This is a genomic window from Asticcacaulis sp. P2_C5 (assembly GCF_056404555.1).
Window position 1 is genome coordinate 99,836 of record NZ_JBFUDU010000014.1, and the last position, 22,524, is coordinate 122,359.

The 22,524-nt window shown below is 60.8% G+C and carries 20 protein-coding genes; 7 read left to right on the forward strand and 13 right to left on the reverse strand.

Features of this window, described 5'->3' with window-relative positions; genetic code table 11:
• The first annotated feature begins 10 nt into the window (after nt 1–10).
• Nucleotides 11–1,273: a pyruvate dehydrogenase complex dihydrolipoamide acetyltransferase gene (locus AC1DXO_RS21875; RefSeq protein WP_476980316.1), complete on the forward strand. Its 1,263-nt coding sequence runs from the start codon at nt 11–13 to the stop codon at nt 1,271–1,273.
• Nucleotides 1,274–1,282: 9 nt separating this feature from the next.
• Complete coding sequence (gene lpdA, locus AC1DXO_RS21880) at nt 1,283–2,683, forward strand: dihydrolipoyl dehydrogenase (protein ID WP_476980317.1); 1,401 nt, start codon at nt 1,283–1,285, stop codon at nt 2,681–2,683.
• Nucleotides 2,684–2,828: 145 nt separating this feature from the next.
• Here lpdA and AC1DXO_RS21885 read toward each other — a convergent pair whose 3' ends face one another.
• The 9 genes from AC1DXO_RS21885 to AC1DXO_RS21925 all read right to left on the reverse strand — a co-directional run bounded on the left by AC1DXO_RS21885 (nt 2,829) and on the right by AC1DXO_RS21925 (nt 13,763).
• Nucleotides 2,829–3,239 carry a GNAT family N-acetyltransferase gene (locus AC1DXO_RS21885; RefSeq protein WP_476980318.1) on the reverse strand — a complete coding sequence of 137 codons (411 nt, stop codon included), beginning with the start codon at nt 3,237–3,239 and terminating at the stop codon, nt 2,829–2,831.
• Between the two features lie 375 nt (nt 3,240–3,614).
• Nucleotides 3,615–4,928 carry a PepSY-associated TM helix domain-containing protein gene (locus tag AC1DXO_RS21890; protein WP_476980319.1) on the reverse strand — a complete coding sequence of 438 codons (1,314 nt, stop codon included), beginning with the start codon at nt 4,926–4,928 and terminating at the stop codon, nt 3,615–3,617.
• 10 nt (nt 4,929–4,938) lie between these two features.
• Nucleotides 4,939–7,161, reverse strand: a complete 2,223-nt coding sequence (locus AC1DXO_RS21895; RefSeq protein WP_476980320.1) for a TonB-dependent receptor — start codon at nt 7,159–7,161, stop codon at nt 4,939–4,941.
• A gap of 62 nt (nt 7,162–7,223) precedes the next feature.
• Nucleotides 7,224–7,628, reverse strand: a complete 405-nt coding sequence (locus tag AC1DXO_RS21900) for a hypothetical protein (protein ID WP_476980321.1) — start codon at nt 7,626–7,628, stop codon at nt 7,224–7,226.
• A 56-nt stretch (nt 7,629–7,684) separates the two neighbouring features.
• Nucleotides 7,685–9,241, reverse strand: a complete 1,557-nt coding sequence (locus AC1DXO_RS21905) for an AMP-binding protein (RefSeq protein WP_476980322.1) — start codon at nt 9,239–9,241, stop codon at nt 7,685–7,687.
• A 646-nt stretch (nt 9,242–9,887) separates the two neighbouring features.
• On the reverse strand, nt 9,888–11,642 hold the full coding sequence (locus tag AC1DXO_RS21910) for a M56 family metallopeptidase (protein WP_476980323.1): 1,755 nt from the start codon (nt 11,640–11,642) through the stop codon (nt 9,888–9,890).
• Complete coding sequence (locus AC1DXO_RS21915) at nt 11,639–12,034, reverse strand: BlaI/MecI/CopY family transcriptional regulator (RefSeq protein WP_476980324.1); 396 nt, start codon at nt 12,032–12,034, stop codon at nt 11,639–11,641. Before AC1DXO_RS21915 ends, AC1DXO_RS21910 begins: the two co-directional genes overlap by 4 nt.
• A 90-nt stretch (nt 12,035–12,124) precedes the next feature.
• Nucleotides 12,125–12,796 carry a hypothetical protein gene (locus tag AC1DXO_RS21920; protein ID WP_476980325.1) on the reverse strand — a complete coding sequence of 224 codons (672 nt, stop codon included), beginning with the start codon at nt 12,794–12,796 and terminating at the stop codon, nt 12,125–12,127.
• A 34-nt stretch (nt 12,797–12,830) separates the two neighbouring features.
• Nucleotides 12,831–13,763, reverse strand: coding sequence for an alpha/beta fold hydrolase (locus AC1DXO_RS21925; RefSeq protein ID WP_476980326.1), 933 nt, complete (start codon nt 13,761–13,763; stop codon nt 12,831–12,833).
• Between the two features lie 210 nt (nt 13,764–13,973).
• On the opposite strand from AC1DXO_RS21925, the gene lipA reads away from it, so the two are divergent.
• The 3 genes from lipA (at nt 13,974) to AC1DXO_RS21940 (ending at nt 15,860) form a co-directional block, all read left to right on the forward strand.
• On the forward strand, nt 13,974–14,942 hold the full coding sequence (gene lipA, locus AC1DXO_RS21930) for a lipoyl synthase (RefSeq protein ID WP_476980327.1): 969 nt from the start codon (nt 13,974–13,976) through the stop codon (nt 14,940–14,942).
• A 68-nt stretch (nt 14,943–15,010) separates the two neighbouring features.
• On the forward strand, nt 15,011–15,469 hold the full coding sequence (locus tag AC1DXO_RS21935; protein ID WP_476980328.1) for a type II toxin-antitoxin system RatA family toxin: 459 nt from the start codon (nt 15,011–15,013) through the stop codon (nt 15,467–15,469).
• Nucleotides 15,462–15,860: a hypothetical protein gene (locus AC1DXO_RS21940; protein ID WP_476980329.1), complete on the forward strand. Its 399-nt coding sequence runs from the start codon at nt 15,462–15,464 to the stop codon at nt 15,858–15,860. Before AC1DXO_RS21935 ends, AC1DXO_RS21940 begins: the two co-directional genes overlap by 8 nt.
• On the opposite strand, the gene AC1DXO_RS21945 is transcribed toward AC1DXO_RS21940, so the two are convergent.
• The gene (locus AC1DXO_RS21945; RefSeq protein ID WP_476980330.1) at nt 15,857–16,354 is read right to left on the reverse strand and encodes a CinA family protein; all 498 of its coding nucleotides are present in this window, start codon (nt 16,352–16,354) and stop codon (nt 15,857–15,859) included. The two genes, AC1DXO_RS21940 and AC1DXO_RS21945, sit on opposite strands and share 4 nt — an antisense overlap.
• Nucleotides 16,355–16,612: 258 nt before the next feature.
• Complete coding sequence (locus AC1DXO_RS21950) at nt 16,613–17,227, reverse strand: superoxide dismutase (RefSeq protein WP_476980331.1); 615 nt, start codon at nt 17,225–17,227, stop codon at nt 16,613–16,615.
• Nucleotides 17,228–17,448: 221 nt separating this feature from the next.
• On the opposite strand from AC1DXO_RS21950, the gene AC1DXO_RS21955 reads away from it, so the two are divergent.
• Entirely contained in the window at nt 17,449–19,593 is a 2,145-nt protein-coding gene (locus AC1DXO_RS21955; protein ID WP_476980332.1) for a prolyl oligopeptidase family serine peptidase, read from the forward strand.
• A 191-nt stretch (nt 19,594–19,784) separates the two neighbouring features.
• Here the strand turns inward: AC1DXO_RS21955 and AC1DXO_RS21960 are convergent, their stop codons facing one another.
• Both AC1DXO_RS21960 and AC1DXO_RS21965 read right to left on the reverse strand, forming a co-directional pair.
• Nucleotides 19,785–20,924, reverse strand: a complete 1,140-nt coding sequence (locus AC1DXO_RS21960; protein WP_476980333.1) for a bifunctional 2-C-methyl-D-erythritol 4-phosphate cytidylyltransferase/2-C-methyl-D-erythritol 2,4-cyclodiphosphate synthase — start codon at nt 20,922–20,924, stop codon at nt 19,785–19,787.
• A complete protein-coding gene (locus AC1DXO_RS21965; RefSeq protein ID WP_476980334.1) occupies nt 20,921–21,349 on the reverse strand; it encodes a GNAT family N-acetyltransferase in 429 nt (142 codons plus the stop codon). The genes AC1DXO_RS21960 and AC1DXO_RS21965 overlap by 4 nt, the downstream gene beginning before the upstream one ends.
• A gap of 95 nt (nt 21,350–21,444) precedes the next feature.
• Between AC1DXO_RS21965 and dusB the strand changes: the two genes are divergently transcribed.
• A complete protein-coding gene (gene dusB / locus AC1DXO_RS21970) occupies nt 21,445–22,452 on the forward strand; it encodes a tRNA dihydrouridine synthase DusB (protein ID WP_476980335.1) in 1,008 nt (335 codons plus the stop codon).
• Nucleotides 22,453–22,524: the final 72 nt, after the last annotated feature.

The following is a 22,524-nucleotide window of genomic DNA, read 5'->3' on the forward strand; positions in this document are numbered from 1 at the left end:
GGAGAACAGCATGACCGATATTCTGATGCCGGCCCTGTCTCCCACCATGGAAGAGGGCATTCTGGCCAAGTGGCACGTCAAGGTGGGGGATGAAATCTCCGCCGGGCAGGTCATCGCCGAAATCGAAACTGACAAGGCGACCATGGAAGTGGAAGCCGTCGACGAAGGTACTGTCGAGGCTATCCTGGTCGAGGCCGGCACCGAAGGCGTGAAGGTGAATACGCCCATCGCCCGCCTGTCGGGCGGTGATGCTGCGCCGGCGCCTAAAGCCGCTCCTGCGGCGGCGGCACCGGTTGCCAGCGCTCCGGCAGCTACAGCCGCACCGGCTGCCGCGACTCCGGTTGCCGCACCCGCCGCCGCCGGTTCACGCGTCGCGGCGTCGCCCCTGGCGCGCCGTCTGGCGGCCATGGCCAATCTCGACCTGAAGTCGGTCAAGGGCACGGGTCCGCACGGCCGGATTATCAAGCGCGATATCGAAGAGGCGCAAAAGGGTGGCGCCAAGCCGGCCCCGGCCACCGGTGCCTCGGCGCCTGCTGCCGAGCCTCGCAAGGTCCAGTCGCTGGAACAGATGGGTATTCCCGCCGGTTCCTACGATCTGGTTCCGCTGGACGGCATGCGCAAGGTCATCGCCCGCCGCATGACGGAAAGCTTCCGCGACATTCCGCATTTCCCGCTGACCGTCGATATCGAACTCGATAACCTGCTGGCGGCGCGGACCAAGATCAATACCGCCCTGGAAGCGCGCGGCATCAAGGTCTCGGTCAATGACATGATCATCAAGGCCGTGGCCCTGGCGTTGAAGGCCGTGCCGGAGGCCAATGCCTCCTACACGCCCGAAGGTATCGCCATGCACCACAATGCTGATATCGCGGTAGCGGTGGCCATCGATGGCGGCCTGATCACCCCGATCGTCCGCAAGGCGGAAACCAAGTCGCTGGCCGATATTTCCAAGGAAATGAAGGACCTGGCCCAGCGCGCGCGTGATCGCAAGCTGAAGCCGGAAGAGTTCCAGGGTGGCACCTTCTCGGTCTCCAACCTCGGCATGTTCGGGATCAAGACCTTCACCTCGATCCTCAATGAGCCGCAGGGCTGCATCATGTCGGTAGGCGCCGGTGAACCGCGTGCGGTTGTCAAGAACGGCCAACTGGCCGTGGCGACCGTCATGTCGGTGACCCTGACCTGCGATCACCGTGTCGTCGATGGCTCCATCGGGGCCAAGTTCATCAACGTCTTCAAGCCGTTGATCGAAGATCCCATCAAGATGCTGGCGTAAGGAATTGATATGACTTATGATCTCGTGGTTATCGGTTCCGGCCCGGGCGGTTACGAAGGCGCCATCCGCGCGTCGCAAAACGGCCTGAAGGTCGCCATTGTCGAACGCGAACTGCTGGGCGGCATCTGCCTCAACTGGGGCTGTATCCCGACCAAGGCGCTGCTCAAGTCGGCCGAAGTCTTCGACAAAATCAATCATTTGGGCGACTACGGCCTGACCGGTGAAAAGCCGGGCTTCGACTTTGAAAAGGTCATTGCCCGTTCGCGCGCCGTGGCCAAGCAGCTTAACGGCGGCGTTGGCTACCTGATGAAGAAGAACAAGATCGACGTGATCGAGGGCTTCGCCACGCTGGAACCCGGCAAGGACGCCCCCAAGGTGGTGGTCAAGCTGAACAATGGCGGTTCGCAAACCGTCGAGGCCAAGAACGTCATGCTGGCGGTCGGTGCCCGGGCGCGGGAAATCCCGGCGATCGGCGCCGTTTCGGACGGCGACCGTATCTGGACCTATCGCAACGCCCTGTCGCCCAAGAAGATGCCGAAGTCGCTGGTCGTCATCGGTTCGGGCGCCATCGGCATCGAATTCGCCAGCTTCTACCGTTCGCTCGGTGCTGAAGTCACAGTCATTGAAGCCCTGGACCGCATCCTGCCGGTCGAGGACAAGGAGGTCTCGGCCGAGGCGCTGAAAGCATTCGAAAAGCGCGGCATCAAGTTCCGTGTCGGCGCCAAGGTGACCAAGGTCGAAAAGCCCAAGGACGGCGTTGCGGTGTCGATCGAAATCGGCGGCAAGACGGAGGTCCTGACGGCCGAAGGCTGTATCGTGGCGGTCGGCATCGCGGCCAATACCGACGGTATCGGCCTCGACAAGCTGGGCGTCGAGATGGACCGCGGCCACGTCAAGAATGACAGCCATGGTAAGACAAATGTGAAGGGCCTGTACGCCATCGGCGACTGTGCCGGACCGCCCTGGCTGGCGCACAAGGCGTCACACGAAGCTATCCACGCCGTCGACTATATGGCTGGCAAGAAGCTGTCCAACCTCAATCCGCCAATCCCGGGCTGTACCTATGCCACGCCGGAAGTGGCCTCGGTCGGCATTACCGAACAGGGCGCGAAAGAGAAGGGGTTGGACGTCAAGATAGGCCGCTTCCCGTTCAAGGCCAACGGCAAGGCGATTGCGGCCGGTGAATCCGGTGGTTTCGTCAAGGTGATCTTCGACAAGAAGACGGGCGCGCTTTTGGGCGCCCACCTGATCGGCGCCAATGTCACGGAAATGGTCCAGGGCTTCTGCCTGGCCATCACGATGGAAGCGACGGAAGAGGATCTGCAGGGGACCGTGTTCCCGCACCCGACCATGTCGGAAGCCATACTGGAAGCGTCGCTCGACGCCGACGGCCGGATGATCAATCTGTAAAGCTGTCAGACGGTTTGCCTACCCAAAGCCGCCCCCACAAGGGGCGGCTTTCTTGTGACCGTGATAATTTTTATGCTTCCGAAATATGCGAAATGCAAGCATATTAAACTTGCTTTTCGAAAGTTTGCGAACTGCGCGCGTCCCCCTATGAGGCCCGCGGCGGTATCCGGCGAATCTGGAAACCGGTCTTGTTCTGTTCAAAGCCTGCGCCGTGGTAAAATCTCAGGGTGGCCGGGCGTGTTGAGCCAGTCAGCAGCATGACCTTGTAGCATCCAGCATGCCACGCGGCTTCGGTCGCTGCTTTGAGGATCGCCTTGCCAAGGCCTCTGTTTCGGAAAGCGGCGTCGGTCACGACATTTTCAATCAGGGCGTAGGGCGTGCCGCCACGCGTGAGATTTGGGATCACGACAAGCGTACAGGTCGTGACGATGGTTTGGTCCAGGCAGCCAATCAGGATATTGCTGCCGGGATAGAGCTGCAATTGCTCCCAGCTTTTAATGGCGTCCTCAACGGCCGTTTCTTTATCGTTGGGGTCGAGATGGCGATAGAGTTCCAACAGGTGCGGAATGTCTTCACGCTCAGCAAATCGAATTTTCACAATGTGTCCTCGATGAAGTTTGTCTGATTGTGGACGGCATCGATGTCTGCGTAAAGATTTGATCTTATAGCTATTTTCAACGCGGAAAGCGCCGAAAGAGCGGACAAGGCGCAGAAATCTTGGGCGTGGTTCCTACCGCGCGAAGCGCTTCCTTTTGATGACTGTTGACACAGGCCTGGCATAAAGCCCTTCGGGCAAAACTCTGTCCGCTCACTTTTCTTTTTTCGGCGCCTTGTCTGCTCTTTCGGCGCTTTCCGCGTTGAAAATTGCCGTAAAATCAGACCTTCCCCCAAAGAGGTAGCCAAGCGCAGGTGAGAACGTTTCTTACGTTGGTCAGACTTTTAGTCCCAACCAGTCCCTTACACCGACAATCCGGCGCAGGACCAGCCGTTCAACTACCGCGACAACGATCAGGCAGATGCCCAACACCGGCAGGAACAACGCCAAAACGATGGTCAGGATCGCCAAGCCCGGGCCAAGGCGTTCATCGGGCAGCAACACCGGCGCACCAAGAGTCCGTTCCGGGCGGCGCTGCCACCACATGATGACGCCGGTGACGCACAGGGTCAGCAGGCCAAGCGCGGTGATGATACCCAGCAGCTGGTTGGGCCAGCCGAACAACTGACCTTCGTGCGCCGCGGTGCCGATGCCGACGACGCGGTCGAGCAATTTCTTATCGCCGAAATCCTCGCGACCGATCACTTCCAGCATGGCGGGCTCTATGGTCAGGGTAACGCGTTGCGGGCGGTTGCCGCTATCCGATGTCACCGTCCACAAGGTACCCTTAGCCGGGGCCGAGAGGATGACTGGCGGCGGTACGTCCAACGCACGGACCATATCGATCATGGCATCCAACTGCGACAGGTCGACGGGCGCAGTCCCTTCGGCCTTTGCCGTCTGGTGCTCGTCGTGGCGGCCCTGGCTCCAGGCCTGCGCCGCAGGCGGTTGGCCCAGGCTGCGCGCGGCCTTGAAACCATTGCCCCAGACGTAGGTCCACGGCAGGCCGGTTAATAACAGGACCAGCGCGAGACCGGAAATATAGATACCGGCGACGGCGTGGATGTCGCGCCAGAAGATACGCCGCCCCATGTTCAGGCGTGGCCACAGGACACCGGCCAGGCCGGTTGCCTGGCGTGGCCACCACAGATAAAGCCCGCTCAGGACCATAACGATGGCCCAGCTGGCCGCCAGTTCGACGATCACCTGGCCGAAACGGCCAGCGAACAGCTCGCCATGGATGGTCTTGACCACATTCATAAAGCGCGCGTCTTCAGCGACTTGTTTCAATATGCTGAGATTCTGCGGATGGACATAGACACGAACCTTGTCGCCGCCCTTCTGGACAATGATCCGCGCCGCGTCATGGTCGTCGGGGCGGACCTCGATGGCTTTGAAACGGCCGCCGTGCACGGCATGCTCGGCGGCGGCCACCATGTCGGCCGCCGATCGCAATGAACCCGTGAAGGCCAGATGGTCGTAGCGCGCGTCGATCGCCGTCTCGATCTGCGGCTTGAACAGGTAGATCGGCCCGGTGATCGACAGGACGACAATGAACGGGATGCAGACCAGACCGGCATAGAAATGCCACCGCCAGATCATGCGATAGTCGACCATCCGCCGCGCTATATCACCTAGTTTTGCTGCCATTTTGCCCATGTCAGTAGCTGTATTTCAGGCTGGCGATCACCGTGCGCTGGGTGAAGGGATGGAACAGGAAGTAGCTGCGGTTGTTGAGATTGTTGACGCCGAGATTGACCGTCCAGTGATCCGTCATGCGGTAGCGGGCGTGGGCGTCTACGACGGCATAGCCGCTGAAACCCTGATAGGTATTGGCGTAGGTGTCGGAATTGTCGATCGTGGCGAAGGCGCGATCGCTGTAGCGGGCCGCCAGGGTCAGGTCCAGTTTGTCGCGGCTATAGGTCACGACCAGCGCCGCGCGCAGCTTTGGAATCTGCGGCAGGTTCTTGTCGACGGCCGCGGCAAAGGCCGTGTCCTTGGTCGTTTTGGCGTCGACCCAGGTCACCCAGCCGGAAACCTGCAGGCCCTTGATCAGCACGTCCTGCTGGTCACCGACGATTTCTATGCCCCGGGCGTGGGTCCGGTCGACATTCTGCACATAGCTGAACAGCTGGCTCGAGCCGGCAAGGAGCGGCGCGCTTTGCGACAACAGGGCATCGGTAATGTGTTCGTCGAACACGGAGACGCGCAGGCTGCCGCTGTCCCATTCGCGGCCGGCCGACAGTTCCGACGACAAGGCGCGTTCGGGGCGCAGGTTCGGGTTGGGCACACTCAGGACCGCGCCCGTCGTTATGGCCTGGTACAGTTCGCTGACGGTCGGGAAACGCGTCGCAGCCCCGACCGAGGCCTTCAAGGTCCAGTCGGGCTTTGGTTTGAAAGCCAGGACGACCTTTGGCGAGATGGCGCCGCGCTTCAGGGCCGGCTGAGCGACATTGAGAGCGGGGCTGAGCGAATAGTTGACGCCGTCATAGGCACGCCAGGCCTCGCCGCGCAGGCCCAGGGTCAGTTTGGTACGCGGGCCGATGCGCATGACGTCCTGCAGCCACAGGGCCCTGGTCTCTGTACGGCCGCGGCTGGCGCTGGTCACGGCGCCCGGATCAGCATTTGTCCAGTCGCTGAGGGCATATTTGGGGTTGTCGAGTTTGAAGGTGTCGAGATGGGCGCCGAAGGTCACCAGATGCGGGCCGTCGGGTCGCCAGGTCCCCTTGGCATCCAGGGTGTGCCAGCCGGTGCCGTCCAGCCAGGCGCCGGTCCCCGCCCCACCATCGAACCCGGCGGGCAGGGTGGTCGTCGGCGTTCTTTGGTGGCTGTCGAGATAGGCGAAGCTCGAAGCCGTCAGGCTGAAATCGAAGGCGCCATTGCGGTGCGAGGTCAGGGAGAGGCCTTGGGCCAACTGGGTTTCGTCGAGGCGGTAGACGCCGCTGGAGAAGCCCGCCGTATAGATCTTGTCGCCGGCGCCATTGCGCAGATAGGTGCTGACGGTTGAGCGATCGTCATTGCGGAACAGGCCGAAGGTATAGGCTGCGGTCAGGGCCGGGCTCAGGTCGTAGGTCAGGCGGCCAGACAGATTGTCCTGAACCTGGTGCTCCAGTCCGCCGGTGCCCAGGATTTTCACCGGCACACGCAAACGGCTGGCGTCGTCATAGGCCCCCGTTGTGCCGGCTGGCGCGCTGGCCGCCGATATATAGCTGAGTGGCTGAGAATGGCTGTCGAGGTGGTTATAGCTGATCCGCCAGGCGGCGCGATCGTTGCGGTTACCCAGGCTGCCGGCATAGCGCAACGTGCCATAGGTGTCATCGTCGCCGTATTTGCGGAAGGCCTGGGACGCACCCTGGACCTCCAGCGTCGCTTCGAGCTTCGACGGCATGCGGGTGGTGAACTCGATGACACTGCCCAGGCTGTTGCCGGCATAGGCGGCTGAGAACGGGCCATACAGCACATCGACGCGGGCTACGGCTTCCGGCGCTATCAGGCCCCATTTGGGCGAGGCGCTGCTATTGTTGTTGCCGATCAGGGACGACAGCAGAATGCCGTCGACATAGATCAGGCTGCGCGCCGAGGCGCCGACGCCCGACGTCCGTGTTGTGATAGGGGATTGGGTATCGCCTATATGCCGCTGACGGATAAGGACATTCGGCACATAGCGCAGGGTGTCTTCGGGGGTGACGACATTGACCGTCTTGCCGAGGGCCTCGGCGGTGACACCTTCGGTCGTTGTCGGCACATTGGGGGCGGTGCGCTGCCCCTTGATGATGACCTCTTTGGGTTGGTCACCGGCATCATCTGCGTGGGCGACGATGGGCAGGACCGAAGAACTGCTGAGAAGCGCTATCAGGAGCGCCTTGGAAGCTGTTGATGTCACGATGAAAGTCCGAATTCAGGCAAGTCTGGGACGCGACGGATCGGGCCGTCGCGCGGGTTTAATCAGGCTTGGAACTGGGACGGAGGACCGCAGGAATGGGGACGCGGCGGCGCGCGCGCCTTGATGCACGAGGCCTGGGCGGCCGGGCGGAAAATAGCGTGGGCGATAGGTTGACGAACCGGCAAGACAACCGGCGTTACAGTCTGGACGGCGGTGATCGACGACAGCACGCAGTCAGCGCATTTCAGTCCCATGATGCCCTTGGCGGGCTGGCTCCTGGTCGACTTGGTGACGGTGACGTCTGCGTCGCCGGTACACAGCGTATAGGCCGAGCCATCGCTGTTCGGCATGGCCATGGCCTGGATGGGGAACAGGACCTGCGCAACCAGGGCGAAGACCACGGCAAAGCAGGCCCAGAAGCGCACTTCGGGCACAGGCTTGCTGATCGTGGCACGGGCCTTGGTCATGAATGGGCTTTGGCGGAAACCGCCGGGACTGTCAAGACTGCCAAATGTCGCTGCTCTCAAGCCGCCCGGCTTTCGACCTCGGCCAGTTTCTGCAAGGTGACGTAGTCGGTCTTGCCCGAACCCAGCACGGGAACGTTTTCCACCTTGAGGATTTTCTTGGGAATGGCTAGGGCCGGTGTGCCATTCTTCTTGGCCCAGTCGTTCAGACGCGCCACTTCCGCGTCGCTCTTGTCGGTGATCAGCACCAACCGTTCGCCCTTTCGGTCGTCGGCAATGGCGACGACGGCATGGCGATTGTCCGGCCAGACCTCTTCGGCGATGCGTTCGACGGCGGTCAGCGACACCATTTCGCCGGCAATCTTGGCGAAACGTTTCGCGCGTCCCAGGATACGGACCAGTCCCTTATCGTCAATATTGACGATATCGCCGGTATCGTGCCAGCCATCCTTCGGCGCCTCGACCACGTCCGGCGTGTCCGGATTGAGATAACCCGACATGACATTGGGACCGCGAACATATAACCGGCCGCCATCCTTGATGCCTTCGACAGCGTCCAGGCGGTACTGCATGCCGGGCAGAAGCCGGCCGACCGTGCCGTAATGATTGTCTTCAGGGTCGTTGACCGCGACGACGGGCGAGCACTCGGTCACGCCATAGCCTTCGACGATCGGCATCTTGAACAGGGCATGGGTCTCGGCGCGGACCTTCTCGGCGCCGCAGACGATGAATTTCAACGTGTCGAAATCATCCTGGTCACCATTGCGCGCATATTGGTTGACGAAGGTGTCGGTCGAGAAAAGCAGCGACGCCTTGGTAGACTTCAGCAGCCCGGGGATCTGCTTGACGTGCAGCGGCGAGGGGTATTGGAAGCTGCGCATGCCGGTCAGCAACGGCAGGACCACGCCACCGGTCAGGCCCAGGGAATGGAAGATCGGCATGGGGTTGAACGCAATCCATTCAGGCTTCAAATGGATATGGGCCTCGATCTGCCGCGTATTGGCGACCAGGTTAGCCTGGCTGAGCACGACACCACGCGGGCTGCCGAAACTGCCCGAGGTAAACAGGATGACGCCGGGATCTTCCGGTCGGGTCTTTTTGGCGAACAGGCGCGGCATTTTCGACGCCATCAGGGCATAGGCCTTGTCGAACGCCGTGACCTCCTTGCGGATATCGTCGAGATAGATGATGCGCACATATTGGCTCATCGCCTCGACAAGGTCGTCCAGCTTGGCGTTGATGACGAACAGACGCGACGTCACAACCGTCTTGATCTGCGAAACCTTCGCCGCCGCGCGGATATTGGCCTGGCCGGCGGTAAAGTTGATCATGACCGGGACACGGCCCAGGGCGTGCAGCGCCCAGAAGCTCATGGCGCCACCGACCGTGGTCGGCAGCATAAGCCCGACGCGCGGATCCGAGATATGTCGTTTCAGCAAGCGGGACAGGCCGAAAACCCCGGCCAGGAACATCGTGTAGCTGAGGGGTTTGCGGTCCTGGTCTTCGATAATGACCTTTCCGGAGCCGTATTTCGCCTGGGCCTTGGCCAGGGCATCGAATAGTGACGTATTAGCCTGCGACGGATCGAATCCGACGACTTCGAATTGGCGCTGCATGCGCTCCAAACTCCCCTCGGGTGCCGGTCGCCGGGGGCCACCGCCCGCGATCCTTCCCGTCCCGTGTCCAAGCCGCCTCGACCATAGCCCCAGGCCTTAAGCAGCAACATTTGGACATAATAGCTGATCCGCGAAGCGGGTCCACCCCTATTATCTTAATCTGCCAGCGCGTTGACGATCGTGTCGAAGACAGCGCCGAGGGCGGCAAAGGTAATTTTCATAACAAAATCAAATAGGTCGCTGTCCATCTTGATGTTCTTTCAAATGACCTGCAGACAATAATGGGGTATGGCCTGCCACATAAAGCTAGCCAATCGCCTCATCTAGAGTTGAGGGGGCTGCATTGCCCGAACTGAAAAGTAACCCCTCCGGCCCTTCGGGCCACGGCACGGGCCGCCCCGCTCCCCATTGCTTCGCAACAAGGAGGAGGGCGTCAAGGTATTTTAGGCGTGCCTTGTCTCCCTCCTCCCTATCGTAGATGGGGAGGTGGCCCGGAGGGCCGGAGGGGTCTTTTGCGACAGAAGGGATCAAGTTCTTTCTTCGCAGTTCCATCATGATGGTTGAGAAGACAGTGAAATAGGTCACATTTTAGAGGAAGCATCAGACTAGCCAGGCGGCGCGCCACAGGGCTGCTGCAAGGCTATGTTTAGCTGTCGGCGATATTCACGGCGACCGACTTCATCTTGACCTTGCTCTTGACCTTCACATTGACCGGCGGGACCGGAGGCGTGGGGGGAACAAGCTGGGACATGGGAGCTGGCGCCGGGGCGGCAGCCGGAGCCGGCATCGGAGCAGGTTCGGCCAGAGGGGCCGGGACTTCGTCGTAGGCCTCGGGGGCCTCAGGCGCCTCGGGCGGTTCTGGCGCGGCTGGCGGCGTCATCCGGCGGGCACGGCGCATGTCGTCCTTGGCGCGTTGCGCGTCGGCGCGGGCCTGTTCAGCCATGGCGTCGGGATCGATGTCGTCCAGGCGCGCCATGTCGTTGCGCGCTCTCATCGTGTCGTTGCGCACCTGTTCCGCGATAGCATCCGGATCGATGCCGTGGTTCATGATCCCCTGGCGCTCCATATCGGCCTTGGCGCGTTGCATGTCGGCCTTGACCTCAGCGGCGATTGCATCGGGATCGACATCATTATGGGCGCGGATATCCGCCTTGGCCGCCATAAGATCGGCACGGACCTGTTCGGCAATGGCGTCCGGGTCGATGCCATCGAACTCCGCCTGCCATTCACCGTCTTCGCTGGCAAAAGCCCAGCGTTTATGAGTCTTGTCCTGATCAGCGGCATCGGCAAGGTCGTGCCGGGTTTTGCTCTGGCCGGGGTGCGCGTCCTTCGGCTCGATCGGGCAATCCGCAGCCGTGGCAGCGGCGGCGATCTCGGCTTTCGCCTTGGCGCTGCTGGCGGCGACCTGAGCGACCGGCGTGATAAAGACGCCCAGCATCAGCAGGATAACCGGCAGGGCCAGGGCAACATGGGGTCGTGTCTTGCCACGCGGCAAGGTGACTTTTTCACCCAGTATACGGGCGATACGGCCCACCAGGCTCTTGCCTTCGCCCTGTCCGTTCAGCGCCATGGCGAGACGCGGGGCCGAGCGGCGCTGTTCTTCGAGGCTGAGCAGGGCGGTGGCGTAGGTCAGTGGATCGGTGCAGGTCTTCAGCGCCGCGTCATCGCAGCACAGTTCGCGTTGTTCGCGCAGGCGGCTGCCAAGCCACCACACGGCCGGATGAAAGAAGAACACCGTCTCGATCAGGCTCTGGACCAGGTTCCACACATAGTCGGCGCGGCGGATATGTTCCAGTTCGTGGGCCAGGACGGCGTCGAGTTGTTCCGGGGAGAGGGCGGTCACGGCCGACAGCGGCAGATAGATGACCGAACGCAGGGCACCGATAACGAACGGACCGGTAATGTGGGGATGCAGACGCAGCTTCACCTTGCCGGTCAGGCCGAGACGGCGCACGGCCCAGGCAAAACGATTGGCGAGGGCTTCTGGCACAGGCTGAGCCGCTGCCTTCAGGCGGTGGATCAGCCACAGACCGCCCAGCATGCGCAGGGACAGGCCGATGACGCCGAGCAGCCAGGCTGCGTCGAGCCACGGTAACAAGGCACGCATGGTCAGCACCGTATCGGCGCCAATGGCCGGCAACAGGCTGGTGGAAACAGCTTGGCCATGGCCCGACACCGGTGCAACGGCGTCGGGCGTCAGGCGGAGGACTTCATAGACAAAGGTGGCGCCGGCAAGCGCGGCCATGGCGATCAAGGCTGCAAGTCCGAGCACGTAGCGCGATGCGTTGCGCATATTGGGCGCCAGGATATCGATCAGCTTGTACAAGCCGGCGAGGACCGCGGCCTGCCAGCAAAAATGGACCAGGGTAAATCCCCAGGCTTCAAAGTAGACCGATGTCATGATTGGCCTCGCCTGCGCTCGATGAGCGCCTTGATCTGTTGCAATTCATCGTCGCTGGCCGGCTGCATCGACAGGGCGTGCATGGCCAGCAAAGCGGTCGAACCGGAAAACAGTTTCTCGCTCAGGTCCCGCAAAAGCTGGCCCTGCATATCGGCTTCACGCATGGTGGCGTGATAGATATGCGCCTTGCCGGCCTCGACGCGTTCGACCAGACCCTTTTCGGTCATGATCTGCATCGTCTTGAGCACCGTGGTGTAACCCATGGGGCGCTCCTGGCTGAGGACCTCGAAAATTTCGCGGACGGTGGCCGATTCCTTGGCCCACAGGACGCGCAGGATTTCGAGTTCCGACTCGGTCGGCTTTTTTACGGGAGGGGTATCTGAAACTGTCATGGCAGCTATATACGAAATGCTTCGTATGATGTCAACGAAGTTTTTCGTAGGTGGGCCGATTGACACGCGACAAAGGCGATATCGGCCCTGTCAATATCCCATGCGGGTCAGTTCTTTGCGAATCTCGGTAATGGTCCTGAACGCGTAGCGTTTCGGGTCGGCATCCTCGCCTGAGCAGTCACAACCGCTGCCGAAATGCTGATTGAGTGCGATCAGAGGACGGGCATCGGCACCGAGATCGTCGAAAATGCGGACCTCATACAGGGTGCCGGAGACCGTGGCATGCCGGACCGGCCAGGTGACAAGCACGATTAGCTCCTTAGCCGCGTCCTTGTCGGCATTAGCAAAGGCGATGGCGCTGATTTCCGCGTCTCCGCCTTCGTGCTCCAGGGTGTCGATGTTCACGGCGCGATATTCTTTTACCGCCGGCACGAAAGCCGTCAGGTGAATGTCGGCTTTATCGTCGCCATCGTATTTGACCATGACAGGATAGTCGACGAAGACGACAGCCTGGCCGTTCCAGTCGCTTTTCAGCCTGTGGATCGATTCCGGCGGCGTGCCGTGCGGCACCGTGCGCTCTATCGCCGCCTGAAGCGTCGACTCGTCAGGCGCTGCCGCAACCGATTGGACCTGCGGCGGCTTATCGGCCGTTGCGAGTTTCGCGACCTTCGCTGTTTCAGGATCGGCCGGTTTGGGGCTGCAGGCGGTCACGCCGGCTGTCATCAGCCAGATGGCCGCAATAACCATATCTCTCAATTTCAACGTCGTCGCTCCCCCTGACCCGCGTCTTTTATATTTAATCCGCTTTCGGCAGTTCCGTCTTGATAAAGGCGGTCAGATCATGTCCCAGGGCTTGCGGGCCGTCATTCGGCTGCATGCGGCAGCGCGGCAGGTGGGCGCATAGACTGCTGGCGCCATTGGCACTGCCCGTCGTTCCGGCCTTGGGTTCGATGACCAGGACCGAAGCCCCGCCCGCCTTAAGCGAGATCACGGGCAGATGCAGGCCATTGAGATCGGTATAGTTTTTCCGTATCTGCTTTTGCCAGTTTTCGCTCTTCACGCGCAGGCGCAGGTCCGGATTGGAGGTCTGCCAGCTCTGGGCAATGCCACCCCAGTAGGTTGAGGGCGCATCCTCGCGATGCCAGACGGCACCCTTGTTGATCGCACCGCCAAGATAGGGGTCATAACCGACAAAGCCGCGGATGGCGTCGGATTTCAGCACCGTCGACAAGGACAGGGCGTTGACGGCACTATAGCCGGTGCCGATGATAAATAGCGGCTTTTCCGCTGTCGGGTGGACGATATCATTGATAAAGCCGTTCACCGCTGTCTGGGCATCGTGTGCATTGGGGGTGAAGACGGCGTCGCTCTGCAGCAGATAGCGTCCGGCGCCGCCCTGGCCAGGTGCTTCGAACAGCCACACGCCGTAGCCCGCATCGAGCAGTTGCCGCGTCAGTTCGAAATAGCTTTCGGCCGGATAGTCGGCATCGGCGAGGATCAGGACCTGGGCCCGGGGATTGATCGGCGGCGAGGCAACGCCGTAGCGCGCTTCGGGCAGGGACTTGGCGCGATAGGCGCCCCAGACGAAACCCTGGGGCGGGAAATATTGCGGCGACAGGCCCGGCGGTATCTGGCTTTCCAGAAACGCCTTACCCGGCTGCATGTCCTTGGTCGCCTCCTGGATCTTGCCGCAACCGCCCACGAGCGCGGCCACACAGAGGGCGGCCACGATGCAGAGGCTTGTCCTGGAACGCGTTAATGACACCATTACGGTAACCATAGTCGAGAATTGGGCCGTGCGCTATGGCGTCAGGGCCGCATCCCCACAGGAATCGCGATCACGCTTTGCAACAAACCTAATGGTTCAAACCATGGGATTTGACTTGATCTTGACGGCTGCAAAGGCCAATTAGGGGCTTCAACCCGTAAAAGTGAACCCATGGTCACCGTAATCAATCGACTGTCCGGTCAAGGCGAAGCCACGGCGCGCGAGTTGCGCCATCCCGAAAAGCAAAAGCGCGAGGATTCGCCGATCCTGAAAAAGCCCGATTGGCTGCGCGTCAAGGCGCCTGGGTCCTCGGGCTATATGGACACGCAGAAGATTGTCCGCGACGCCAAGCTGGTCACGGTTTGCGAAGAGGCGGCCTGTCCGAATATCGGTGAATGCTGGTCGAAAAACCACGCTACCATCATGATCATGGGCGATACCTGCACACGGGCCTGCGCCTTCTGCAACGTCAAGACCGGTTTGCCGGCGCCGCTCGACACCGACGAACCGCGCCGTGTCGGTGAGACCGTCGCGCTGATGAAGCTGTCGCATGTCGTGATTACCTCGGTCGATCGCGATGACCTGAGCGACGGTGGCGCCTGGCATTTCGCCGAGGTGGTGCGCCAGATCCGTGTGCAGTCGCCGAAGACAACAATCGAGATCCTGACGCCGGACTTTCTGCGCAAGGACGGCGCGGCCGAGATCGTCATCGATTCGAAGCCCGACGTCTTCAACCACAATCTCGAAACCGTGCCGCGCAACTACCTGAAGATTCGCCCCGGTGCGCGCTATTACCACAGCCTGCGTCTGCTGGAGCGCGTCAAGGAGCGCGATCCGCAGCAGTTCACCAAGTCGGGCATCATGGTGGGCCTGGGCGAAACGCGTGAAGAGGTCATGCAGGTCATGGACGATATGCGTTCGGCCGGCATCGATTTCATCACCATCGGGCAATATCTTCAACCAACGCGCAAGCATGCCGCCATCGATCGCTTCGTCACGCCGGAAGAGTTCAAGGCTTACGAATCGATCGCCCGCGCCAAGGGCTTCCTGATGGTGTCGTCGTCGCCGCTCACCCGGTCGTCGCACCATGCCGGTGAGGACTTCGAAAAGCTGCGCGCTGCGCGTGCGGCAAAACTTTAATATATTTGCATACAGCCATGATTTCATGGCTGTTCTTAAATAAACCGAAATACTGACGACAAGGCGCCATGACCAAATTCCATCTCGACCGCGTTCTGGCCTATAGCCCTGTGCAGCTTTGGGAATTGGTGGGCGACGTCGAGCGCTATCCGGAATTTGTACCCGGCATCACGCGGCTGCAGGCCTATAATCACCAGGCAACCGGCGGCCCCATCAGCCGTTTCGACGCCGATGTCAGCGTCGGCTTCAAGATGCTGGCGGAAAAGTTCACCACACGCGTCATCCGTAACAGCGGCGACACCAGCGTCGACATGAACTTTATCAAGGGGCCGTTCAAGAAGTTGGACGGGCGCTGGACCTTTACGCCGGTCGAAGGCGGAACCCGGATCGATTTCGACATGGATGTCGAGATCAAAAACCCGATTCTGGATATGTTGTTCAAGGCCAATTTCGACCGCGCGGTCTTCCGCATGATGACGGTGTTTGAGAACCGGGCAAGAGAGCTTTACGGTGTGCAGAATGCGTAGGGCTTGGCTGGCTCTCCTTGCGCTCGTTTTTATAACGACGCCCGCTCAGGCCAAGGTTGACGGGACGTTGTTCAGTCAGGCCCTGGAAGGGGCAACGAAGGAAATGTTCGTCGCCGCCGACCACGCGGATGCCGCAAACAAAGCGTTTGAAATTCGCGATTTTGCGAAGGGCTGCCCGGAAGCCCAACAGGCTTACGACCACTACACAGCGAGCGCGAAGATTTTCGAAGACGCGCTCGTGGTTTACGAAAAGCAGGGGCCGGAGGCGGAGCAAATCCGAGGGTGGCTGCGCGAAGATATAGCAGCGATGAAACATCACCGCCTGCCGTATGACCTGTTTTTGAAGAACGTGTGCCCGGCCTATACAAGCGAACAGAAGCCGGCAGTCTAAGTATCCAGGGCCTTGAGCGCCCATTTCAGGGCATGTTCGACGCTGCGTTCGCGCACCTTGTCGCGACCGATATCGCCGAAATTCATAACCTGCGCCAGGGTTTCGGACTGTTTTTCGAGATTTATATGGCTGAGGCCGAAGCAGACCAGGCCAACCGGCTTATCGACCGACCCACCGCCGGGGCCGGCGATGCCGGTGACGCTGAGTGCCAGCTGCGCGCCAGAAGATATCAGCGCACCTTCGGCCATGCTGGCGGCGACCTCGATACTGACGGCACCGTGAGCCTTGAGCAGGTGTTCGGGTACGCCGACCAGCGCGGTCTTGGCGGCATTGGAATAGGTGATGAAGCCCTGCTCAAAAACGTCTGACGAGCCGGGAACAGACGTAATGGCGCCGGCGATCAGCCCACCGGTGCAGCTTTCGACAGTGGTGATCTGGCGCTGACGCGCCTTGAGCAGAGTGACCAGTTCAGTGGCGAGCTTGTGCGTGTTCATGGCTCTGACTTGCAGCGTATTTTGCCCACAGATTTTCACAGATTAGCACAGATTTACAATGGTTTACTTTGCCGCTGCCCTACGTCTTCGGTAGATGGAGATCGCTTCGCGATCCGCAATCAACTGCAAAAAATCTGTGCTAATCTGTGAAAATCTGTGGGAAAACCTCTTTCTTTTCACTTACTTGGCGTCAGCGGAAACGCGAAAGCCATGTGGTGGAAGCATAAAAAAGGCGGTCCGGAGACCGCCTTTCATGTTTTAGGCAACGCCGTCGAACAGTGGTGCGTCCAGCCGCTCATTGGCGAAGTCCCAGTTGATCAGCGAGGTCAGGAAGGTCTCGATGAACTTGGGCCGCAGGTTCTGGTAGTCGAGATAATAGGCGTGCTCCCAAACGTCGAGGGTCAGAATCGGCTTGTCGCCCTTGGTCAGCGGGGTTTCGGCATTGCCGGTCTTGACGACCTTCAGCTTGCCGTCGGACCCTTGGACCAGCCAGGCCCAGCCCGAGCCGAATTGCGTCGCGCCCGCGGTCTTGAACTGCTCGACAAAGGCGTCGAACGTGCCGAAGTCCTCGGCGATCTTGTCCGCGATGGCGCCCGTGGCCGCACCGCCGCCATTTGGGGACATCGAATGCCAGAAGAAGGTATGGTTCCACACCTGGGCCGAGTTGTTGAACACGCCCGGGTTCTTGCCTTCCGAAGCCTTGATCACGTCGACCAGCGACAGGCCTTCGAATTCCGAACCAGGCAGGAGCTTGTTCAGGTTGTCGACATAGGCCTTATGGTGCTTGGCGTGGTGGAAGCTGAAGGTATTGGCCGACATATGCGGTTCCAGCGCATCGCTGGCATAGGGCAGGGGCGGCAGTTCGAAAGCCATGACTAAACCTCTTCTGTATTCTTGGGGGAGGACTACGCGGTACTGGGGTCATATATTCGGGCCATCCGGCCATTTCAAGGCCGATAAGCATGAGAATGCTTCGCAATAAATACCATAATTATTCAATGGGTTTTGTGAAATGGTTGAAGTCTGCGCAGTGGGCTTGCTTGACGCGACGGGCGGCGACGGTTTAGCGTCGTGTCATCCTCCGGAGACTTGCCATGAAGCGTCTGACCGCCTGCGCCGCCCTCCTTATCTTCGCCACCCCTATCTTCGCCACCAATGTCCACGCTGAAACCGCACCTGTGGCGCCGCGTGGCGATACGGTCGAAACGGTCTTCGGCAACCAGATTGCCGATCCCTATCGCTGGATGGAAGGCGCCGACAATGCCGCTTTTACCGACTGGCTGAAGGCCCAGGGCGCAGTCGGCCGGCAATGGCTGGATGCCTCGCCGGCGCTCGATACCTGGCGCGCAACCCTTAGCGCGGCGGGCGCTGCCACAACGACCAACCGCGCGCAGCATCGTGTCGCCGGCCGGATATTCTTTCTGCGCCTGGAACAGGGCAAGCAAGGCGTTCTGATGGAACGCCTGGCCGATGGTACGGAAAAGGTCCTGCTCGATCCCAACGCCGTCGCGGCGGCCGGCGGGCACGCTTCGGTCACCGGTTTTTCCGTGTCGCCGAATGGCCGGATTATCGCGGTCAATGTCGACCACGGCGGCAATGAAATCACCAGCGTCGAATTCTACGATACGGACAGTGGTGTGAAACTGCCTGACCAGCTCGACAATATCTGGGGCGAATTCCAAGTCGACTGGACGATGGACAGCAAGGCCATGACCTATACGCAAATGGCCCCAGCCACCGCCGATAGCGACCCGATGCTCAACATGCGCGCCCGTTATCACGTCATGGGCAGCGCGACTGCCGACGATCCCATCCTGGTGGCGGCAGGCGCCAATGCCACCTTGCCATTGCTACCGCAGGAGTTTCCCATTGTCGCGGTCAGTTCCCAGTCCGACTGGGCTGTCGTCTTCGCTGTCGGTGCACGTGCCGAAGCACGCCTGTGCCTGGTGAAGAAAACCGATCTGCTAAAGGCGGATGCAGCATATAACTGTCTGGTCAATTATGAGGACGGCATTCAGGGCGCCAATCTGTACGGCGATGCGCTCTATCTTTTGTCCAAGAAAACAACGCCTAATGGCGAACTTCTGAAAATAGACCTTAAGGGCGCCAGGCCCAGCCTGGCCGATGCCAGGGTGGTTGTGCCGGAAAGCCAGTCCAGCGTCATTACCAATATAAATGTTGCCCGGGACGGCCTCTATGTCCGCTCCATGAGCAATGGCATCGACAGCTTCACACGCCTGTCACATGACGGCGGAACGGCAACGAAACTCGACCTGCCGTTCGACGGCGCCGCCTTCCTGACCGACAGCGACCCGGCGGCAGACGGGCTGGTCTTCACCCTGCAAAGCTGGACCAAGCCGCGGCAACTGCTGGCCTATGATCCGGCGACGCGTACCGTGTCAGACCTGCATCTCGGCGCCAACGCGCCAAAGGACTATGACTCCGCGATCGATATCGTCAATGTCGAAGCGCCCAGCGCCGATGGCACCCTGGTTCCGGTCACCCTGCTTGTGCCCAAGGGTACGAAGCCCGATGGCAAGGCGCTGACCCTGCTTGATGCCTATGGCGCCTATGGTCAGGCGACCCAGCCGTTTTTCGACCCGATGACGCTGGAATGGGTGATGAAGGGCCATATCTACGGCTTTGTCGCCATCCGTGGCGGCGGCGAAAAGGGCGACGCGTGGCGGTTGGGGGGCAAGGGGCCGAACAAGCACAAGGGTATCGAGGACCTGATGGGCGCCGCGGACTATGTCGTCGCCAAGGGCTATAGCAGCGTTGCGCATGTCGCCATCACAGGCGCCAGCGCCGGCGGTATCATCATGGGCGGTTCCGTGACGCATTACCCCGGGCATTTCGGCGCGGCGGTTATCCATGCCGGCATGTTGAATCCGTCGCGCCTGGCTGTCCAGGCCAACGGCCCCAATCAGTATGCCGAATTCGGCGACGCGACGACAGCGGACGGCTTTGATGCCCTGTACCAGATGGACGCCTATCTGGCGGTCAAACCGGGTCAGGTCTACCCGCCGGTTATGCTCGATGTCGGGCTGAACGACAATCGCGTGGCGCCGTGGAATTCGGGTAAATTCGGTGCAGCCTTGAAGGCAGCCGGAGCGGTGGTGACATTCCGAACGGATTCGGATTCAGGGCACTTCGGCACGTCGCTCAGCCAGGCCGCCGCCGAGAAGGCCGATCATTATACCTTCCTGGAAAAGGTCATGGGGGCGGATGGTGTGAAGTAGGGGAACCGCAGATTTCGCAGATTGACGCAGATTTTTCAGAGCTGGATCGTCATGCAGAATGCGCGGGCAAATGTTCTCTTGACCGCTTTGCGGTCCTTTTTTGCTCTTATCGGTACTCAGGACATAGTGAGTAGTCACTGAAAAATCTGCGTTAATCTGCGAAATCTGCGGTTTACATAACTGCCTTTTCTTCAGATTTCGACGGCACAGACAGCCTGAGCTGCCAGACCCTCTTCGCGGCCCGTAAAGCCCATCTTCTCGGTCGTGGTGGCCTTGACGCTGACGCGATCGATGTCAATGCCGAGAATCTCGGCCAGACGGGAACGCATGGCCTCGCGGTGCGGCTTGATCTTCGGCCGTTCACATATCAAGGTGACATCGGCATTGACGATGACGCCGCCCCTGGCCGTGATCAGGTCGACGGCGTGTTTCAGGAAACGATCGCTCGAGGCGCCCTTCCATTGCGGGTCGGTCGGCGGAAAATGATCGCCGATATCACCCAGGCCGGCCGCGCCCAGCAGGGCATCGGTCAGGGCATGCAGGCCGGCATCGGCGTCGCTGTGGCCGATCAGGGTCCTGTCGTGGACGATTTCAACGCCGCACAGCCAGACACTGGCGCCATCACCCCAGCGATGGGCGTCGAAGCCCTGGCCAATCCTTATCTGTTTCAGAGGCTTATCTGCCGCAATTAAGGCTTCTAGCAAGACAAAATCCTCCGGATAGGTCAGCTTATGCAGACGGATATCACCCTGGACCAGGGCAACCTCAATCCCGGCCGCACCGGCCACGGTCGCCTCGTCCGTCGCGACACCTCCAGCCCAAGCGGCATAGGCCGCCACGATATCGCCGTAGCGAAAGGCCTGCGGGGTCTGGGCACGCCACAGGCCGTCGCGCGCCGGGGCGTCGACAACAATCTCCCCGCCGCGTTTCAGCGAGTCTGTGACTGCCAGAGCCAGGATCGCCGCACGTCGCGTTTCAAGAACCGACAACAGGGCTCTGATATGGTTTGCTTTTAGAAGCGGCCGAGCAGCATCATGAATCATCACGATGTCTTCGTCGCCGGCCTCCAAAGCCTGCAGGCCATTGACGACGGACGCAGCACGATCAGGACCGCCGGCAACGACGGTGACGCTTTCGCCATAGGTCTCGCTGGCCAGTGCGACGTCCTCGATCGGCACGACAAGGACGATCTGGGTGGCGCCGGCGAAAGCCGATACCGACCAGTCGAGCACAGGCTTGCCGCCCAGCGGCTTCCACTGCTTCTTGCCGCCGGATCGACTGCCCGATCCACCGGCGACGATAACCGCATGCCAGTTATTTGGCCGATTCACAGGTTTGTCTCGAAATGGAAGGCCTGGATGGTCAGGCCCTCGCGAAAATAGAACTTGTGCGCCTGGGCGCGATGCGTGCCGCTGTCCAGCCGCAACTGGGCGCAACCTTCTTCGCGCCCCAGGGCCTTCAACCAGTTAAGCAGGGCCTTGCCGTAACCCTTCGAGCGGCCGGTGTCGGCCGTCACCAGGTCGTCGACATACAGGACCTTGCCCGAGACCAGCCATTCGTGGATACGGAACCCGGCGCAGGCCACAACCCGACCGTCGTCCTCGACAAAGGCCAGTCGCCAATCGGCATAGTCCTGCTGGCGGCTGACACGCGTCACCAGGTCATCGGCATCGCTCAGGTGAGGGCGCAGCATGTGCATGACGGGGAAGCAGCGGCGGATATCGTCATCGCTGACAGCCAGTTTGATCGCGTGCATGATAGCTCCTTCGGACGCGTCCCTTCTAGGACCGTGACGCGCGAAGGTCAAAGCCTGCCATTCCCTTTGGCGCCTTTTTTGTGTAAGGCGGTCGGATGCAGACCCAAGACCTGATTATTGGTGAAGACCTGATCATTGGCGACATCACGATTCCCGGCCGGGTGCTGATCGCACCCATGACCGGGGTGTCGGACCTGCCGTTCCGTCGCATGGCGGTAAAGCTCGGCGCCGCCTATGCGGCCACCGAAATGGTTGCCTGTGCCGAAATGGATTCCGGTCGTGCTGATATCGTGCGCAAAGCACAGTTGGGTGAGCATTCCGGCGCCAAGATCGTGCAACTGGTTGGGCGGGAGCCCGCCCATATCGCCCGCGGCGCCAGACTGGCCGAAGAGGCCGGCGCCGATATTCTCGACCTCAATTTCGGATGTCCAGCCAAGGAGGTCACAGGCGTTCTGTGTGGCTCTGCCCTGATGCGCGACCTCGATCAGGCCGAACGGATCATGACGGCGGCGCTCGGCGCCACGTCACGGCCGGTGACCGTCAAGATGCGCCTGGGCTGGGACGACAACTCCCACAACGCCGCTGAGCTGGCCAAACGCGCCGAGAGCCTGGGCATTAAAGCGTTGACGGTGCATGGACGCACGCGCCAACAATTTTACAAGGGCCAGGCCGACTGGCATGCCGTCGCCCACGTGAAGCGCGCGGTCACCATACCCGTCATCGTCAATGGCGATATTGTCGACCTCGCCAGCGCCCGCACCGCATTGGCCCAATCGGGCGCTGATGGCGTCATGATCGGACGCGGCATCTATGGCCGTCCGTGGTTCGCCCAGGAGCTCGATCGGGCTCTGAACGACGACTTCATCCGGTCCGACATCAGCTTGGTGCAACGCGCGGACATTGTCATTGAGCATATGCACGATAGCCTGGACTTTTATGGCGCGCCACTCGGGCTGCGCATGTTCAAGAAGCACCTCGGCGCCTATGTCGAGGCGACGGCCTATACGGATGACGCCATCGTCCGCCGCCAGGACAAGGCGCGTCTTTGCCGCATGGACGACCCCGCGACGATTGAACAGGCCCTGCGCGTCTTGTTCAACTGAGCGGAAAATGGCCAGGTCGTTTCGCCTGTGATCAAATTTTGCGAAATTTGACGTATCTCCGCAACATTCATG

Excerpts from the sequence above, each read along its gene's own strand:
- AC1DXO_RS21875 (WP_476980316.1), top strand. The coding sequence starts at position 11 with ATGACCGATATTCTGATGCCGGCCCTGTCTCCCACCATGGAAGAGGGC.
- lpdA (WP_476980317.1), top strand. The coding sequence starts at position 1,283 with ATGACTTATGATCTCGTGGTTATCGGTTCCGGCCCGGGCGGTTACGAA.
- AC1DXO_RS21890 (WP_476980319.1), bottom strand. The coding sequence starts at position 4,928 with ATGGCAGCAAAACTAGGTGATATAGCGCGGCGGATGGTCGACTATCGC.
- AC1DXO_RS21900 (WP_476980321.1), bottom strand. The coding sequence starts at position 7,628 with ATGACCAAGGCCCGTGCCACGATCAGCAAGCCTGTGCCCGAAGTGCGC.
- AC1DXO_RS21905 (WP_476980322.1), bottom strand. The coding sequence starts at position 9,241 with ATGCAGCGCCAATTCGAAGTCGTCGGATTCGATCCGTCGCAGGCTAAT.
- AC1DXO_RS21910 (WP_476980323.1), bottom strand. The coding sequence starts at position 11,642 with ATGACATCGGTCTACTTTGAAGCCTGGGGATTTACCCTGGTCCATTTT.
- AC1DXO_RS21915 (WP_476980324.1), bottom strand. The coding sequence starts at position 12,034 with ATGACAGTTTCAGATACCCCTCCCGTAAAAAAGCCGACCGAGTCGGAA.
- lipA (WP_476980327.1), top strand. The coding sequence starts at position 13,974 with ATGGTCACCGTAATCAATCGACTGTCCGGTCAAGGCGAAGCCACGGCG.
- AC1DXO_RS21935 (WP_476980328.1), top strand. The coding sequence starts at position 15,011 with ATGACCAAATTCCATCTCGACCGCGTTCTGGCCTATAGCCCTGTGCAG.
- AC1DXO_RS21940 (WP_476980329.1), top strand. The coding sequence starts at position 15,462 with ATGCGTAGGGCTTGGCTGGCTCTCCTTGCGCTCGTTTTTATAACGACG.
- AC1DXO_RS21945 (WP_476980330.1), bottom strand. The coding sequence starts at position 16,354 with ATGAACACGCACAAGCTCGCCACTGAACTGGTCACTCTGCTCAAGGCG.
- AC1DXO_RS21950 (WP_476980331.1), bottom strand. The coding sequence starts at position 17,227 with ATGGCTTTCGAACTGCCGCCCCTGCCCTATGCCAGCGATGCGCTGGAA.
- AC1DXO_RS21955 (WP_476980332.1), top strand. The coding sequence starts at position 17,449 with ATGAAGCGTCTGACCGCCTGCGCCGCCCTCCTTATCTTCGCCACCCCT.
- AC1DXO_RS21965 (WP_476980334.1), bottom strand. The coding sequence starts at position 21,349 with ATGCACGCGATCAAACTGGCTGTCAGCGATGACGATATCCGCCGCTGC.
- dusB (WP_476980335.1), top strand. The coding sequence starts at position 21,445 with ATGCAGACCCAAGACCTGATTATTGGTGAAGACCTGATCATTGGCGAC.